The 15,579-nt window shown below is 62.8% G+C and carries 14 protein-coding genes; 2 read left to right on the top strand and 12 right to left on the bottom strand.

What is annotated here, in order from left to right:
* Positions 1 to 50: 50 nt before the first annotated feature.
* Positions 51 to 1,127, bottom strand: coding sequence for an ABC transporter ATP-binding protein (locus ASD52_RS07655; protein ID WP_025429656.1), 1,077 nt, complete (start codon positions 1,125 to 1,127; stop codon positions 51 to 53).
* 563 nt (positions 1,128 to 1,690) lie between these two features.
* Here ASD52_RS07655 and ASD52_RS07650 point away from each other — a divergent pair.
* The gene (locus tag ASD52_RS07650) at positions 1,691 to 2,701 is read left to right on the top strand and encodes a GntR family transcriptional regulator (protein ID WP_057223765.1); all 1,011 of its coding nucleotides are present in this window, start codon (positions 1,691 to 1,693) and stop codon (positions 2,699 to 2,701) included.
* Between the two features lie 94 nt (positions 2,702 to 2,795).
* Here the strand turns inward: ASD52_RS07650 and ASD52_RS07645 are convergent, their stop codons facing one another.
* The 5 genes from ASD52_RS07645 to ASD52_RS07625 are packed head-to-tail and all read right to left on the bottom strand — an operon-like array spanning position 2,796 to position 7,049.
* Entirely contained in the window at positions 2,796 to 3,767 is a 972-nt protein-coding gene (locus ASD52_RS07645; protein WP_057223763.1) for a biotin-dependent carboxyltransferase family protein, read from the bottom strand.
* A complete protein-coding gene (locus tag ASD52_RS07640; protein ID WP_057223842.1) occupies positions 3,757 to 4,632 on the bottom strand; it encodes a carboxyltransferase domain-containing protein in 876 nt (291 codons plus the stop codon). Before ASD52_RS07640 ends, ASD52_RS07645 begins: the two co-directional genes overlap by 11 nt.
* Positions 4,632 to 6,017: an acetyl-CoA carboxylase biotin carboxylase subunit gene (locus ASD52_RS07635; RefSeq protein ID WP_057223761.1), complete on the bottom strand. Its 1,386-nt coding sequence runs from the start codon at positions 6,015 to 6,017 to the stop codon at positions 4,632 to 4,634. The genes ASD52_RS07640 and ASD52_RS07635 overlap by 1 nt, the downstream gene beginning before the upstream one ends.
* Positions 6,014 to 6,256: an acetyl-CoA carboxylase gene (locus ASD52_RS07630; RefSeq protein WP_057205843.1), complete on the bottom strand. Its 243-nt coding sequence runs from the start codon at positions 6,254 to 6,256 to the stop codon at positions 6,014 to 6,016. The genes ASD52_RS07635 and ASD52_RS07630 overlap by 4 nt, the downstream gene beginning before the upstream one ends.
* A gap of 16 nt (positions 6,257 to 6,272) precedes the next feature.
* On the bottom strand, positions 6,273 to 7,049 hold the full coding sequence (locus ASD52_RS07625; protein ID WP_025429650.1) for a 5-oxoprolinase subunit PxpA: 777 nt from the start codon (positions 7,047 to 7,049) through the stop codon (positions 6,273 to 6,275).
* A gap of 286 nt (positions 7,050 to 7,335) precedes the next feature.
* Between ASD52_RS07625 and ASD52_RS07620 the strand changes: the two genes are divergently transcribed.
* Positions 7,336 to 8,262, top strand: coding sequence for a LysR family transcriptional regulator (locus ASD52_RS07620; protein WP_057223760.1), 927 nt, complete (start codon positions 7,336 to 7,338; stop codon positions 8,260 to 8,262).
* A gap of 24 nt (positions 8,263 to 8,286) precedes the next feature.
* On the opposite strand, the gene proC is transcribed toward ASD52_RS07620, so the two are convergent.
* Genes proC through ASD52_RS07590 form a run of 6 tightly spaced genes read right to left on the bottom strand, consistent with a single transcriptional unit; the run spans position 8,287 to position 15,471 of the window.
* Positions 8,287 to 9,108 carry a pyrroline-5-carboxylate reductase gene (proC, locus tag ASD52_RS07615; RefSeq protein ID WP_025429648.1) on the bottom strand — a complete coding sequence of 274 codons (822 nt, stop codon included), beginning with the start codon at positions 9,106 to 9,108 and terminating at the stop codon, positions 8,287 to 8,289.
* 47 nt (positions 9,109 to 9,155) lie between these two features.
* Positions 9,156 to 10,691: an AMP-binding protein gene (locus ASD52_RS07610; protein WP_057223758.1), complete on the bottom strand. Its 1,536-nt coding sequence runs from the start codon at positions 10,689 to 10,691 to the stop codon at positions 9,156 to 9,158.
* Between the two features lie 21 nt (positions 10,692 to 10,712).
* Positions 10,713 to 12,479, bottom strand: a complete 1,767-nt coding sequence (locus ASD52_RS07605; protein ID WP_057205839.1) for an ABC transporter permease subunit — start codon at positions 12,477 to 12,479, stop codon at positions 10,713 to 10,715.
* Positions 12,476 to 13,555 (bottom strand): ABC transporter ATP-binding protein, encoded by a 1,080-nt coding sequence (locus ASD52_RS07600; RefSeq protein ID WP_025429645.1) that lies wholly within the window; start codon positions 13,553 to 13,555, stop codon positions 12,476 to 12,478. The genes ASD52_RS07605 and ASD52_RS07600 overlap by 4 nt, the downstream gene beginning before the upstream one ends.
* An 11-nt stretch (positions 13,556 to 13,566) precedes the next feature.
* Positions 13,567 to 14,643 (bottom strand): ABC transporter substrate-binding protein, encoded by a 1,077-nt coding sequence (locus ASD52_RS07595; protein ID WP_025429644.1) that lies wholly within the window; start codon positions 14,641 to 14,643, stop codon positions 13,567 to 13,569.
* A gap of 57 nt (positions 14,644 to 14,700) precedes the next feature.
* Positions 14,701 to 15,471: an enoyl-CoA hydratase/isomerase family protein gene (locus ASD52_RS07590; RefSeq protein WP_057223756.1), complete on the bottom strand. Its 771-nt coding sequence runs from the start codon at positions 15,469 to 15,471 to the stop codon at positions 14,701 to 14,703.
* Positions 15,472 to 15,579 lie beyond the last annotated feature (108 nt).

Below are 15,579 nucleotides of genomic sequence, written 5' to 3'. Positions count from 1 at the left end.
CCGGGCAGGAACGGTGCGGCGCGCAGGCGCCGGGTTTTTCCAAAAGGATTTCAGACGTAGACAAGGGCGTCCTCCCGCTTCCACACGAGCGCGTAGCGGCCCTTTTCGGCATAGGTCTCGGGCGCTGCATGGCTGAGATGGCTTTCGACCTCGAAAACCCGGCCGTCATCGAGCGCGAAGAAGGAATTGACCGCCGCGCCGGAATATTCGCTGGCGACGAAATTGGCCTCAATGCGGATCTCGTCCTCAGTGATGGCTGCCTCGGGCGGCCGGACCGAAACACGATCGTAGCGGATCGCATAGGCCGGCGACGTCGCCCGCGTCGGCGCCGCTGCCCCAAGCGCAAACCGGCCGACGCCGCCGACGAAGGCGCCGCCTTCGATCCGCCCGGGAAAGAGATTGTAGCAGTTGAGAAAGCGGGCAACCGCCGGAGAGGCGGGCCTGTTGTAGACGGTGTCTGAATCCGCCGACTGGGCGATGCGGCCGCTTTCCAGCACCAGCACCGTGTCGCCCATGGCCAAGGCCTCGGCCTCGCTGCCGGTCACATGCAGGAAGGTGACGCCGCAGCGCTCGCGGATAGCCCTCAACTCCGCCCGCATCCTGGCGCGCAGATTGGCGTCGAGCGCGCCGAGCGGCTCGTCGAGAAGCACCATGCGCGGCTCGGTGACCAGCGTGCGCGCCAAGGCGACGCGCTGGCGCTGGCCGCCGGAGATCTGGGTGACGGCCCTGCCTTCCAGACCGGAAAGTCCGACGAGGCTGATAATGTCGCGCACCCTGGCTTCGACGACGCGCCGGTCGGTGACCGGCTCGTCCTCCCTGTTTTCCAGGCCGAAGGCGATGTTCTGCGCGACGGAGAGATGCGGGAAGAGCGCGAAGTTCTGGAAGACGAAGCCGATGCCGCGCTTGTGCGGCGCCACGGTGTCGATGCGCTTGCCGTCAAACAGGATGGCGCCGCCATCCGGATGTTCAAAACCAGCAATGACCCTCAGGAGCGTCGTCTTGCCGGAGCCGCTCGGCCCCAGAAGCGAGATATAGGCGTCGCCGGGCAAGGCAAGATCGATGCCGTTGAGCGCGCGCATGTCGCCGTAGGTTTTGGTGATGTTCTTGAGCTGAAGGACCGTCGACATTGGTTTCCTGCCAGTTTGCCGTCCGGACGTTCTCCACCCAAAGCTTCGCCGTCGCCGGAGCCGACGAGGCATCCGAACGGACATGCGATCGCGTTCGCGCATGGTCACATGCGCTTCGGGGATGAAGGTCCTTTGCGGTTCAAAAAATAAGTTCCACCTGCACGCTTCTTCTGAGCGCTTGCATGTCACGAACAATGACATGAATGATTTTTGTATGCAATAGACTTTTATTCGTCATTTAGACCGGAATGAAATACGGCTTCGCTCCGCTGGCAGCCATCCAGGCTAGAATACGCATCAAGCCGCCCTAAACACCCTGCAATCCCGAAGGAAGAACGATTCCACCCTTCCGTGTGGGCGCTACCGGATTGCGCCTGACTCACCGAAAATCCATTCACCGGCAGCCGGCATCCACCCCATCAACACCAAATGCCGCAAACAAATGCACATTTAATTTGCCAACGTGTATGCAAAATGCATTTATTTTCAGCTGTCACATTCCCCGGCAAGTGGCGTAAAGAAAGAGGACGAAATTGCCAGCCAAACGGAAGACGCCCGACCGCATGAGCGAGCCACGCCTCGGCCAGAATACCCAGCGCCGCTACGAAATTGCCGAGGACGTTCTGCGCAGCAACATCGCCGAAGGCATCCTGCCGCCCGGCCTCGTTCTTCTCGAAGGGCCGATTGCCGAGATCCTGCAGATATCGCGTGCGCCGGTTCAGCGTGCGCTCTTGCAACTGGAAAGCGACGGGCTCGTCCACCGCTTCAAGGGGCGCGGCTATCTCGTCGGCCCACCCGGCCGCGCGATCGAACCCAACCGCACCGACATCAAATCGCTCGGGCTCACCATCCCGCAACACGCCGACGAGGCGCTGCAAAGCCGCTCGTCCTGGGAGCGCATCTACACCGAGATCGAGAACGACGTCGCCGGCTGCGTCATCTTCGGCCAGTATCGCATCATCGAAAACGAACTCGCCAACCACTTCAGCGTCAGCCGTACCGTGGTGCGCGATGTGCTCACGCGGCTGCGCGAGCGCGGGCTGGTGCGCAAGAACCAGAGTTCGCACTGGATTGCCGGCCCGCTGACGGCACAGACCGTCAAGGACCATTTCATGCTGCGCCGTCTGCTCGAACCGCAGGCGCTTGCGCTCGGCGCCGGCCATATCGATCGCAACCGACTTGCAGCCCTCTTCGTCCGGTTGACGGAACTCGACGGCGCGCAGGCGGCAGACGCCTGGCAGAGCCTCGAGGACATCCGCACGCAGTTTACCGAATGCTGCGTGCTCGCGATGCCGAACGAACGGCTGCGCGAACTGATCCGCAACAACCTGCTGCCCGTCACCGCGACCGAACGGCTGCTGCGGCAACTGGGCCTTCCCGGCGATCCCGCGGTGATCGCCGAAATCCGGCTGATCGTGGAGTTGATGACGCGCGGCGCGACCGCGGCCGCAGCCGCGATGCTGGAAAACCATATCGACGCCTCGATGAACCGCACGATCGCGCAGATGAAGATCGTCGCAATCATTCCGGGCCCGAGCGTCACCGCCGCCTATCTGACACGCGTGGTCGAATAGCCGCTCGCAATTGCGACCCGAGGCATTGAGCGCGGCTGCCGATCTCTTGCTTCGATGCCCGCGCTCCATCTTTCCCTCCGTTTCCCCTGAACCGTCAGCTCAGCGACGCGCGCAGCGCTTCCAGCCGCGCGGTTTCCTCAGCCCGAGCCGCCAATGCCTCATCCATCGTCACCTCCACGAACCTGGTCGGTGTATGCGGCTGCATCTGGCCGATCAGGTCCATATCGGCCGAGATCACGGTTCCGAGCATGAAATAGCCGCCGCCGGAAACCGCATCGCGATGCAGGATGATCGGCTCGGTTCCGCCGGGGACCTGGATCGAGCCATAGGGATAACAACTGTCGACGATATTGGACGGGTCGGAGCCGGCACCGAACGGCTGTTCGCGCTCGACGAAGGAGAGCTTGCGGCCGCCACGGAAGCGGTAGCCCATGCGGTCGGCTTCGGGCGCCACCTTCCATTCGTCGGCAAAGAAGCTCTGTTTCGCCTCGTCGGAAAGCCGGTCCCAGTAGAGACCGGGCAGGACACGCAGGGCGACGGGTGCGGCCGGCAGCCGCCGCAATTGCTGGTCGACCGAGCGAGCCTCACCGGAGCCATTGCCGGCACCAACCGGCAGTTCGTCACCTGGTGCCAGCGGCCGGCCGTTGTAACCGCCGAGCGCGCCGATCGGGTAGGTCGAGCGACTGCCAAGCGCCAGCGGCACATCGATGCCGCCGGCAACGGCGATATAGATGCGGGCACCGGACTTGAGGAAATCGAAGGTCAGCGTCTGTCCGGCGCGAACAGGGAAAGCCGTCCATCCCGGCTGCTCCACCCCGTCGACCTTTGCCGGCATGTCGGCTCCGGTCACCGCAACCAGCGTGTCTTCGGTAAATTCGAGCTTGGGCCCGAGGAATACCGCCTCCAGGCCGGCAGCACCCTCTTCGTTTCCGACCAGCAGATTGGCAGCGCGCATCGCGTAGCGATCCATCGCTCCGCCGAGCGGTATGCCGAGATGAAAATAACCGGGACGGCCAAGGTCCTGAACGGTGGTTGCCAGACCGTGATGCAGAACCTTAATGGCCATTGAGCATGCCCTCCAGCCGGGTGTTGTAGCCAGTGATATCCTTCTGGAACTCGCGCAGGTCGAAGCTAACCTCGCGGACCGGCGGGCTGAAGCGCCCCTTGTCGACATCCTCGACCGCCTGTTCATAGGCATCGCGGTCGATCGGTTTGAACTTGACGATGTCGCCCGGACGGAAGAACACCATGAAATCGCGGAGATAGCTGGTTGTCTGCGTCGGGTCGAAGATCGGCATCGGCGTGATGCCGAACATCTGGTAGCCGCCCGCACCGCGCACCGAATAAATACAGCCGAAGCAGCCACCATGGCCGACGGTCAGCCGCGGCGTGTCGGTGCGCGGGCGCAGATATTTCGGCACCTGGATCTGCCGTTGCCGTTCGACCATCTGGTACATGAACGGCAGGCCGGCAACGAAGCCGACCATCGACACGAACCAGGGCGAACCGGAATGGGCGGCGACGAAATCGTCGACGTCGCCGTAGCCGTTGATCCGCGTGGCATAGTCGAGGTCAGTTCCTGACGGTTCCTGGTGGCGCTCGCGAAAGCGCATCAGCGTCTCGTGCGTCCAGGGGTCGTTGTAGAAGACTGGGATTTCGACGATGCGGGTGCGGATGACAGGCTCAGCCCGCTCGGCCGCACCCTCGATCGCCCGCACTTCCCTCAGCACATCATCGGGCTTGATCTGATCCGGGTTATATTTAATCTGGAAGGACGCATTGGCCGGGCAGATCTCGGTGATCCCCTTGATGCCGCTCTCCTTGACACCGTTGGCCATGGAGAGGCTCTTGAAGAAGGCTTCCAACGACATCTCGTCGCTGCATTCGACGAACAGGTGCTCGTCGCCTCCGAAGGTGTATCGTGTCGGCATCATGCGACCTCCGCGGCACGGCCGCCATCGGCGGCAAATTCAGTTTCAAGCCATGTCTCGAGAAAGCGGGTATGGAAGGCGCCCTTGGCGATCTGCGCGTCGGCAGCCAATGCCCGATGCAACGGGATCGTGGTCGGCACGCCCTCGATCGTGAGCTGCGCCAGCGCCTGCGAAAGGCGGACGAGGCACGCCGTTCGGTTCTCGCCCCAGACGATCAGCTTGCCGAGCAATGAATCGTAGAACGGCGGGATGACGTAGCCTTCGTAGAGCATAGTGTCGAAACGGATGCCTTCCCCCTCGGGTACGTCGAGCCTTTCGATCCTGCCTGGCGCCGGCATGAAACCGCGCCTCGGGTCCTCGGCATTGATCCGGCACTCGATGGCATGGCCCTTGACGGCGATGTCGGCCTGGCGGACAGAGAGCGGCGCGCCGGCGGCGATGCGGAACATCTCCTCGACCAGATCGATGCCGGTGATCATCTCGGTCACCGGGTGCTCCACCTGGATGCGGGTGTTGACTTCGATGAAATAGAACTGGCGGGTCTCGTCGTCGTAGAGATATTCCACCGTTCCGGCCCCGCGGTAGCCGACGGAGCGCGCCAACGCGACGGCGCTGTCGCAGAGTTTCTGCCTGACCTCGGGCGGAAGCAGGAAGGACGGAGCCTCCTCCCAGACCTTCTGTCGGCGGCGCTGCAGCGAGCATTCGCGCTCGAAGCAATGCACGACGTTGTTGCCGTCGCCGAGGATCTGGACCTCGACATGGCGGGCGTGGGTGATGACCTTTTCCAGATAGAGCCCGCCGTCGCCGAAGGAGGCCAGCGCCTCGGCCGATGCCTGGGGAAACTGTGTCTCCAGCTCGACCGCATTGTTGACGATACGGATGCCACGGCCACCGCCGCCGGCTGCCGCCTTGATCATCACGGGAAAGCCGGTGCGCTCGGTCACTTGATGTGCATCGGCAAGGCTGGAGATACGACCGTCGCTGCCGGGAACGGTGGGCACGCCGGCCTTCTCGGCAACGGCACGGGCGGCGACCTTGTCACCCAGAAGGCGGATCGCATCACCTGATGGCCCGATGAAGATCAGGCCGGCGGCAACCACGGCGTCGGCAAAATCGCCGTTCTCCGACAGAAAGCCATAACCGGGATGAACCGCATCGACATTGGCGCGTTTGGCCGCCGCAATCACGGCCGCGATGTCGAGATAGGATTTCTTCGGCGCCGGCGGTCCGATCTCGATCGCCTCGTCGGCAAGCTTGACGGCCAGCATGTCGGCATCGGCGGCGCTATAGATCTGAACCGTGCGGATACCGAGCGCCTTGGCGGCGCGGATGATGCGGACGGCGATTTCGCCGCGATTGGCGATAAGGACCGAGCGGAGTTTCATTGTTCGACCTCGGCGATTACCTGGCCGGCCATCACAGGTTCTTCGTTGTCGACGAGAAAGCGGATGCTGCCGCCCGCGACACCGGCCTGGATCTCCTGAAAGGTCTTCATGACTTCGATCAGGCCGATGGCGTCGCTGGAAGAAACATCATCGCCATCCGATTTGAAGGGCGGGACATCCGGAGCAGACGAGCGATAGAAGGTTCCTGGAAGGGGCGATCGGATTTCGTGCTTGCTCATGGTTGCCTCCGCTATGTTATCTGGTTTTGACCTGAGAGACGGGAGCGATGCGAATGCCCTCGGCACTCAGCCCCTCCCGCATGAGGCGCACGATATCGAGCGCGCCGAGCGTATCGGAATGAAAACAGATGGATTCGAACGGAACCGCGATATCGGCGCCCGTGATGGTGCGCACCCGGCCATCGCGGCAGGCGCGAACGACCTTGCGGGCGATCGCCGCGGCATCCGGCCGGCCGGCATCCCGGGTAAAGACGATCGAGCCGCTGTCGTCATAGTCGCGGTCGGCGTAGAACTCGCGAATGACAGGCTGGCCGATTTCCTGTGCGGCAAGCTCCGTCGCCGATCCGGCCATACAGAAGACGAAGGCGTTCGGCGCGACCGTACGCATATATTGCATGAAGATCTGGGAGAGTTCGCGGTTGACGGCCATTTCCATGTAAAGCGCCCCGTGCGGCTTCACATGTTGCAGGGGCGCACCGTGCCGGCGGGCGAATTCGCGGATCGCGCCGACCTGGTAGACCATGTCGTTGACGAGCTCGCGGGCCGTGCCTGCTATCTTGCGGCGGCCGAAACCCTGCAGGTCGCGATAGCCGGGATGGGCGCCGATGCCGACGCCATGTTCGGCGGCGAGCCGAACCGTCTCATCCATCAGGTTGGGATCGCCGCCATGGAAGCCGGCGGCGATATTGGCGGAGCTGATCAGCGGCATCAGTGCCGCATCGTCCGTATCGCCGATGCGCCAGCGGCCGAATGCTTCTCCCATGTCGCAATTGATATCGACGACGTCGAGCAATGCCTCATCCCTCTGTTGCAGGTCGCTCTCCTGGAGATTGCTCTCCCGGCAACCCTAACCTCCGGGGAACGCTAGGGTGAAACAGAGCATTTGAAAAATTCTATTTTCACATGTCAAATATCTGAATTTCAGAATTCTCAGTTGCAAAAAACGCCTGCGAAAATTAGCGTGTTTAGAGCGGCCTACGGTGAAATGCCTGAGGGATGACCAGACGACTGCTCAAAGACGTGGCAGACTTTCTGATTTTCCGAGCCGCTGTATAAAATAATCAGATGGGAGATGGGCTTTGTCGATCAGTCTTCGCCAGCTTCGCTATTTCGTCGCGACGGCAGAACTTGGTCAGATATCCCAGGCGGCGGTCGATCTCTCGATCTCCCAGTCCGCGGTGACCACGGCGATCAAGGAGCTGGAGCGCATCGTCGGCGCCAACCTGTTCCTGCGCACGCCGAGCGGTATGGACCTGACGATGGCAGGACGGGAGTTCCTGTCCCACGCCTATGAGATCCTGAAGAAAGTGGACGAGGCGACGCATCTCAACGTCGTCAGCAGCGCCGTCGAGGGCACGCTTGCGATCGCCGCCACCTATACCGTCATCGGCTACTTCCTGCCGCAACATATCGAGCGGCTGCGACGGCTGTTTCCGAAACTCGAGCTGCAACTGTTCGAGCTCAAGCGGGAATCGATCGAAGAGGGTCTGCTCACCAACCGCTACGACATGGCGGTTCTTCTGACCTCCAACATCCTCAATCCGGCGCTGACGACCGAAAAGCTGATGAGCTCGACGCGACGGCTCTGGGTGCCGGCCCAGCATCCGCTGCTGCAACGTGACAGCGTCGGTTTTCGCGAGATCGCCGAGGAGCCCTATATCATGCTGACGGTCGACGAGGCGGCGCATTCGTCGCTGAAATACTGGAGCACGTCGACCTACCAGCCGCGCGTCATCCTCAGGACCTCGTCGGTGGAGGCGGTGCGCTCGCTGGTCGCCAATGGCCAGGGCGTTGCCATACTCTCCGACATGGTCCATCGCCCCTGGTCGCTCGAGGGCCGGCGCATCGAGACGATCAACGTGCGCGATCCTGTGCCGGCCATGGACGTCGGCCTTGCCTGGCGGCGGGGAGCGGAATTCACGCCGCCGATGCAGGCGCTGCGGTCCTATTTCCAGCAGACGTTTCACATTCCGGGCGTGCGCGACTCGTCGTTTACCACGCCCTGATGCGGAAACATCCTCGGCTGGCGATCAGTTGCCGAGGGCCAGTTCCAACGCCCGGCGATGCGCAGCCGCGGCCGCCCGCTTCACCAGATCGGCCAGACTTGGCTCAGACGTCAGGACATCGAGCGCGGCGGCGGTCGTGCCGTTCGGGCTGGTCACCTGCCGGCGCAGCTCTGCCGGCGAAAATGCGCTGGTGCTGGCAAGAGCAGCGGCGCCAATGACCGTCTGCTTTGCCAAGGCAAGAGCGGTTTCCGGCGGCAGGCCGCCGGCAATTCCCGCGCCGGTCAGACACTCGATGAAATGGAAGAGATAGGCCGGCCCGGAACCGGATATCGCCGTTGCCGCATCGACAAGCCGTTCCTCCGCCAGCCAGTGAACACTGCCGACGGCCGCCAGAAGATCGGTGACAAAACCCGTCTGATTGTCGTCGATGTGAGTGCTGCCAAAGGCTGCAATCACCCCCATGCCGATCGAGGCCGGCATATTGGGCATGGCGCGCACGATCGCGGCGTTGCCCAGGGTATTCTCGAAGGTCGAGATCGGCACGCCGGCGGCGATGCTTACAAACACCGACGTGTCCCTGAACCGGCGGTAGGCGCCAAGCATCGAGCCGACGACCTGCGGCTTGACGGCGATTATGACGGCGCGCGGCCGCAAGGCAGCCGGCAAGCCGGCCGCATCATCATAAACCGTTGCGCCACGCGCGGCGGCGCGGTGGCGAAGAGATTCCGCAGGCTCGACCACATGAATTTGGGCTGCAGGAATACCGGCCCGATCAAGCCAGCCTTCGAGCAAGGCAAAACCCATGTTGCCGCAGCCGACCAACACGATTTCCTCTGACTGTTCCATCTCGTCGCCTCTCTTCATTCGCCGTGTTCGCCCTAGACACCTCGGTCCTACTGTCGTGCCAGCCGATCCCAGCAATTGTCGAGACCGGCGGGCAGCCGGTGTTTCATGATGCGCTGGCTCGGCGTGCGCTCGAATTCGTCGACGACGGCAATGTAGCGCGGGTTCTGGTAGGGCGSGAGCCGATGGGCCAGCCATCCTGACAGATCGATCGGATCGATGGCGCTGCCGGGTTTCGGCTTGACGAAGAGCTTGATGTCCTGCTCGCCGACATCGGCGGCAACGCCGATCATGGCGCAATCCTCGACCGCTGGGTAGGCGGCGGCAACATGCTCGACCTCCCAGGCGGAGACGTTTTCGCCCTTGCATCGCACACTGTCGGTGAGCCGACCGTGGAACCAGAGATTGCCGTCGACATCGAAGGAGCCGGAATCGCCAGTATGAAGCGCACCGTTGCGAAGGGTCTTTTCCGTCGCTTCCGGATTGCGCAGATATCCCTTGAACAGTGCGCCCTCAAGCGAGGTGCGCACGACGATCTCGCCCTTGTCGCCTGCCGGCACCGGCTCGCCCTTTTCGTTGAGAATATCGACCGAGAACCAGGGCATCGGCTGCCCGACGGCGCCGACGACGCCGGTGGCGTTGCAGGTGGTGATGCTGGAGGCCTCCGTCATGCCGTAGCATTCGCGCATTTCGACACCGAAGCGTTCCTTGAACTGCGGCCAGACCTCCTTCGGGCAGCCGCCGCCCCAGGCGATGCGCACCGGATGCTTGCGGTCATCTTCGCTTTCCGGCTGCTTCAGCAGGATCTGCAGAATGCCGCCGAGATAGTGGATATGGGTGGCACCATAGGTGCGCACCTGATCCCAGAAGCGGCTGGCGCTGAACTTGTCGACCATGGCGAGCGACAGGTCCTCGATGATCGGCAGCACGATCAATTGGGCGCCACCGATATGATAGAGCGGCTCCCAGACGAAGAAGACGTCGCCCGGCCCTCCCACCGAAAGCGTGCGCACCGCCTCGCCCGCAAGCCGGATCATGCCGTGGGTCACCAGCACGCCCTTCGGTCGGCCGGTGGTGCCGGAAGTATACATGATCGCAAACAGATCGTCGGCCGCAGGCGGCTCCTCATTGAAAGCGACACCACCCGACGACAGAATTGCTTCCAGCGACGCCGGGCCAGCCTGTTCGCCTGCAAGGATTATCCCGGCAGCGGGCACAGCAGCACCGCTTTCATTGATGGTTTCGGCAAGCTCAGCGTCGCAGATGACGACGCCCGGCTCGCAATGCTCCAGGATATAGCGCAGGCCTTCGCCGCGAAGCTGGGCGTTGACCGGGACCCAGACGACACCGGCCCTGGCAAGTCCGAAGAGCACGGCCAGCGACAGGCGCGAATTGCGCATCATCACGGCGGCGCGGTCACCGGATTTCAGGCCGCGTTGGCGGAGGTCGGCGGCAAGTGCTGCCGACATCGTATCGAGGGCGGCAAAGGTGATCGGCTCGCCATTGAAACGGGCGAACACCTGTTCCGGTTTGCGGGCAGCCTTGGTCGTGAAGCTTCCGAGGAAGCCTTCGAGAGATACGGTCATAGGAGGATCTCGGATATGGTGTCAGGTGGAGCGGCGGAGTTTTTCCGCCGCCAGGAGAAGTGTTGTCACGACGATGAAGACGACGACCGAAACCGCCGCGAGCGTCGGGTTGAGCTGCAGGATCATGTCATCCCACATCTGCTTCGGCAGGGTCGTCTTGACGCCGCCGCTGACGAAGATCGCCACGGTCAGCTCGTCGAACGAGGTGATGAAGGCAAAGAGGAACGCTGCCGTCAGGCCGCTCTTGATCAGCGGCACGGTCACGAACCGCAGGGCCTGAACCCGATTTGCCCCAAGGGTTGCCGCAGCCTGGTCGAGCCGCCAGTCGTAGCTCTTCAGCACAGCGGCAATGGCGACGAAGGCAAAGGGCAGCGCCAGCACCGTGTGACCGATCACCAGGCCAAGGTCGGTGGCAACAAGTCCCATCTGGGCAAAGAGGTAGAACAGGCCGACGGCAATGACGATACGCGGCACGATCATCGGCGCCAGGAAGAAGGCGAAGATGATGCCGCGCCAGCGCGAACGCGAACGGGCAAGCGCCAGCGCCGCAAAGCCACCGATCACCGTTGCAACGATGGCGGTCGCGAAGGCGACGCCGAACGAGCGGATGGTGGCCGCGACCCAGAGGTCGGAGGTGAAATAGGTCCGGAACCATTCCAGGCCATATCCCGGCGGCGGGAACTCGAGGAACTGCGAACTGGTAAAGGCGATCGGCAGGACGACGAGCGTCGGCAGCATCAGGAAGGCGAACAGCAAGACGCTGTAGATGCCGAGCATGCGGCTTGAAACCGCCGCTCCCAACAGCCGGTGGCTGCCGGACGCAATGGCGCTGCTGATGCTCGCCACCCGATCGAGGATCGCCAGGCCAAGGGCGCGCAGGAAACCGGTTTTGCCGGCCTTGCCGTCGGACGGCTCGCCCGAAAGGCTGGAGAGCCCGAACACCCGATCGTAAACCCAGCACGTCACCAGTGCCGCCAGCAGCATCATCGCGGCAAGAGCCCCGGCGAAGGCCCAGTTCAGGATTTCCTGAACCTGGACGATGATCAATTGAGCGAGCATCGTCTGCTGACGCCCACCAAGCAGGGCCGGAACAATGAAGAAGCCGAGCGAGGAGATGAAGGTCAGCAGGCCGGCAGCCGCCGCACCCGGAAGCGAAAGCGGGAAATAGACGAGCCAGAAGCCCTTCGCAGGCGTCGCGCCCAACGTTGCCGATGCTTGCGTCAGCCGGCGGTCGATGCCGGTCATGACAGGCAGCATGGTGAGGATGGCGAGCGGCACCATGGCATGAACCATGCCGATCATAACGCCGAGTTCATTGTGCAACAGCTCCAGCGGCTGGCTGAGCACACCTGATCCCAGGCCGATCTGGTTGATGATCCCGGTGCGTCCCAGCACGATGACCCAGGCAAAGCTCTTGACGAGGTAGCTCGTCCAGAAGGGCACCATCACGAGCAGGATCATCGTGCCGCGCGTCCGATCCGGCAAGCGCGACAACCAGTAGGCCAGGGGATAGCCGAGAAGCAGAGAGAAGAGCGTCGTCAGTCCGGCGATGCGGAAGGTGATCAACAGAACGCGGAAATAGACGTCGGTCTCGAAGATCCTCGCATAGTGGCTGGCGGTCATCGCGCCGGTGTCGGCGTCCTCGAGGCTGAGGCCCATCAGCCTTGCGACGGGAACGAGGAAGAAAATCAGAAGGAAGGCAAGGCCGGGCGCTGCCAGCCAAAGCGGCCCAAAGCGGAAGCGGTTGGAGCGCACAGAGCGCGGAGTGGAGACAGCCGCCGCGGTCATGGCGTCACCAACACGGCGGCTTCCGGCGCCCAGTTCAGCGTGATGTTGTCGCCTATACCAGGCAACGGCTTACCGGGAAGGACACGAACCGTGACCAGCTCACCGACAGAGATGTCGACGAGCAGTCGGGTTTCAGAGCCGGCATAGACGACCTCTGCGACGCGACCGCTGATCTCGTTTGCGCCGGTCGAGCCGAGTTCGAGATGCTCCGGCCGCACCACCAGCGCCATCTCGGCATTGTTGGAAAGGCCGGTGCCATCGATCCGGAAGCGTCCACTCGGGGTCGAAAGGTGCGCGACACCGCCCGAGCCAAGCTCGACGCGGCCGCGGAAGATGTTGGAGATGCCAATGAAATCGGCGGCAAAGGCGGTGCGTGGCCGGGCGTAGATTTCCTGCGGCGGACCGATCTGCTCGACCATGGCATGATTCATCAGGCAGATGCGGTCGGAGAGCGCCAGTGCCTCCTCCTGGTCATGTGTCACATAGATGATCGTGGCGCCGGTCTGCCGGTGCAGCCGCTTGATCTCGAACTGCATATGCTCGCGAAGCTTCTTGTCGAGCGCGCCCAGCGGCTCGTCCATCAGGATGATCGACGGCTGGTAGACGAAGCAGCGGGCAAGCGCCACGCGCTGCTGCTGCCCGCCGGAAAGTTCGCGCGGGAACCGCCCGGCCAGATGGCCGAGCTGAACCATGTCGAGTGCGCCTTTGACCTGCCTGTCGATCTCGGCAGTGCTCTTGCCGCGCATCTTCAAGGGAAAGCCTATATTCTCGGCGACCGTCAGATGCGGAAACAGGGCGTAGTGCTGGAAAACGAGGCCGATGTCGCGCTTGTGTACCGGCGTTTCCGTCTCATTGCTGCCGTCGATGAACAGGCGGCCCTCCGTTGGCAGGACCAGCCCGCTGATCATCTGCAGCAAGGTGGTCTTGCCGGAGCCCGAAGGCCCGAGAAGCGTCAGGAACTCGCCGGTCTGGACCGCGACGTGCGTGGGCTTGAGAGCAACGGTGGCGCCGTAGCTCTTGGCCAATCCGTCGACGAGAAGTTTTGGGCGAGTGGCTTGTTCGGGCTTCGCGAGCATCAGATTTCCCCTTAACCCAGGATCCAGGCGTTGAAGCGCTCGGTCATTTCGGAACGGTTGGCGCTCCACCAGTCTTCCCGCGCAATGGTCATGACCTTCAGATTGGCCTCGGAGGTGGGCAGGGCGGCAGCGCGTTCTGCCGGAATATGCTCATAGGCCTTCAGGTTCGTCGGGCCGTAGGCGAGGAACTCGGTAAAGAGCGCCTGCTGCTTCGGATCGGCGCAGAACTTGACGAACTGCCGGGCGATATCGGCACGCGGCGAGCCTTTCGGAATGCCCCAGCCCTCGATCGAGTAGAGCCCCTGGTTCCAGCCGATCTTGACCGGCGCACCACCGTCGATCACCGCCTGGGCCCGGGCGTTCCACAGGGCGATCAGGTCAACTTCGCCGCTCTGGATCAACTGGCTCGACTGGGCGCCGCCTGTCCACCAGACATCGACATGCGGCTTGATCTTTTCGAGGCTGGCATAGGCGCGCTCGATGTCGAGCGGGTAGAGTTCGGCGATCGGCACGCCATCGGCCAGCAACGCCTGCTCCAGCGTATCGATCGGGTTCTTGCGCAGGGCACGCCGCCCCGGGAATTTCTCGACATTCCAGAAATCGGCCCAGGAACTCGGACCGTTGGCCGCGTCGAAGTGGTCGGTGCGATAGGCCATGATGGTGGAATAGACGTCGACGCCAAGCCATAGCTCGGTCAGGGCGTCGGGCATCAGCCCGGGAACGTCGGCTGCCGGCAGGTTGATCGGCTCGAGCAGGTCGCGCTTTTCGAGAATGTCGCGGGCGGAAAGCGTCAGCGTGCAGACGTCCCAGCTATAGGACTGCGTCTCGACCATCGCCCGGAACTGGGCGGTCGGTTCGGCGTCGCGGGCAACATTGATAACTTTGATACCGGTCGCCTGTTCGAAGGGATCGTAGAATGCCTTGCGGTAACCGGGGCTGTAGGGGCCGCCGGGATCGGCGACGGTCAGGGTTTCGGCGGCAAATGCGGACCGCGTGAAGACGGCAGGCGCGGCCAGGGCGACGCCCAGGCCTCCGCCGATTTTCAACAGGCTGCGGCGGTCAATCAGTATGCGTTTGTTGCTGGTCATTGTTCTACCCTCTTGTTTTGGATTGCGCGCCGCCTCCCATAAGCGGCCTGGCCCTTGTCAGGCCTTGCTTGCCGCACGCCGTACGAGAAACTGTTCCATCATCCGCGCCGGTTCGCCGGAGGCGTAGGCTTCGCGCTGGATGCGAGCGCCGGCTTCGAGGCAGTCGCGGAAACCAGCCTCTGTCATCTCCCTGAAGCGCTGTTTGTCAAGCCGCATGGCGACCGGTGGCTTGGCGGCGAGTTCACGGGCCAGCGAGAGGGCTTCATCCATGACGTGTTCCTGCGGGACGATGCGGTTGATGATGCCGATGGCCTGGCATTCATCCGACTGCATCAGGCGACCGCTAAGCGTCAGGTCGATGGTGCGGGAAAGACCGATCATCTCGCGCATCATCCACGGGCCTGTGGTGCTGGCGATGCCGGAATTGATTTCCGGCTGCCCCATACGCACGCCCGGATGAGCGACGCGGAAGTCGCAGAGAAGTGCCACCTGAAACGCAGAACCGGCGGCAACACCGTTGAGTGCCGCGATCAGCGGCTTCGACAGCGAGCGCATCGCATCATAGAGCCGTTCCCATTCGCCCACCCACTCCTGCCCGCGGGCACCGTCGAACGTGCGGGTCTCGTTCAGATCCTGGCCTGCGCTGAACGCACGATCACCGGCACCGGTCAGGATAATGGCGCGGACCGTCTCGTCTTCTTCGAACGACGTGAAGGCAGCAACCAGCTGCTGGCGCATCGGGCTGTGCCAGGCATTGAGGATTTCGGGGCGGTTCAGCGTGATGACGCCGACCTCGCCACGCCGTTCTGTCAGGATGAAGCGGTCCATGATTTTCTCCGTTGCAATTAAACAACTATTGCAATGCGATAATTGTTATGTCATAGTGTGATTAGGTTTATTTTAGCTGTCAAGCACCTTTTCCGATGCTTGGCGATT

It is taken from the genome of Ensifer sp. Root142 (genome assembly GCF_001426785.1).
Taxonomy (GTDB): Bacteria; Pseudomonadota; Alphaproteobacteria; order Rhizobiales; family Rhizobiaceae; genus Ensifer; species Ensifer canadensis.
Note: the sequence above shows the minus strand (reverse complement) of the source record. Positions and strands in the feature narration are given on the sequence as shown.

What these genes read in the sequence shown, in the direction of transcription:
- ASD52_RS07650 (WP_057223765.1), top strand. Translation starts at nt 1,691, where the DNA reads ATGAGCGAGCCACGCCTCGGCCAGAATACCCAGCGCCGCTACGAAATT.
- proC (WP_025429648.1), bottom strand. Translation starts at nt 9,108, where the DNA reads ATGGAACAGTCAGAGGAAATCGTGTTGGTCGGCTGCGGCAACATGGGT.
- ASD52_RS07645 (WP_057223763.1), bottom strand. Translation starts at nt 3,767, where the DNA reads ATGGCCATTAAGGTTCTGCATCACGGTCTGGCAACCACCGTTCAGGAC.
- ASD52_RS07635 (WP_057223761.1), bottom strand. Translation starts at nt 6,017, where the DNA reads ATGAAACTCCGCTCGGTCCTTATCGCCAATCGCGGCGAAATCGCCGTC.
- ASD52_RS07590 (WP_057223756.1), bottom strand. Translation starts at nt 15,471, where the DNA reads ATGGACCGCTTCATCCTGACAGAACGGCGTGGCGAGGTCGGCGTCATC.
- ASD52_RS07600 (WP_025429645.1), bottom strand. Translation starts at nt 13,555, where the DNA reads ATGCTCGCGAAGCCCGAACAAGCCACTCGCCCAAAACTTCTCGTCGAC.
- ASD52_RS07630 (WP_057205843.1), bottom strand. Translation starts at nt 6,256, where the DNA reads ATGAGCAAGCACGAAATCCGATCGCCCCTTCCAGGAACCTTCTATCGC.
- ASD52_RS07595 (WP_025429644.1), bottom strand. Translation starts at nt 14,643, where the DNA reads ATGACCAGCAACAAACGCATACTGATTGACCGCCGCAGCCTGTTGAAA.
- ASD52_RS07640 (WP_057223842.1), bottom strand. Translation starts at nt 4,632, where the DNA reads ATGCCGACACGATACACCTTCGGAGGCGACGAGCACCTGTTCGTCGAA.
- ASD52_RS07655 (WP_025429656.1), bottom strand. Translation starts at nt 1,127, where the DNA reads ATGTCGACGGTCCTTCAGCTCAAGAACATCACCAAAACCTACGGCGAC.
- ASD52_RS07605 (WP_057205839.1), bottom strand. Translation starts at nt 12,479, where the DNA reads ATGACCGCGGCGGCTGTCTCCACTCCGCGCTCTGTGCGCTCCAACCGC.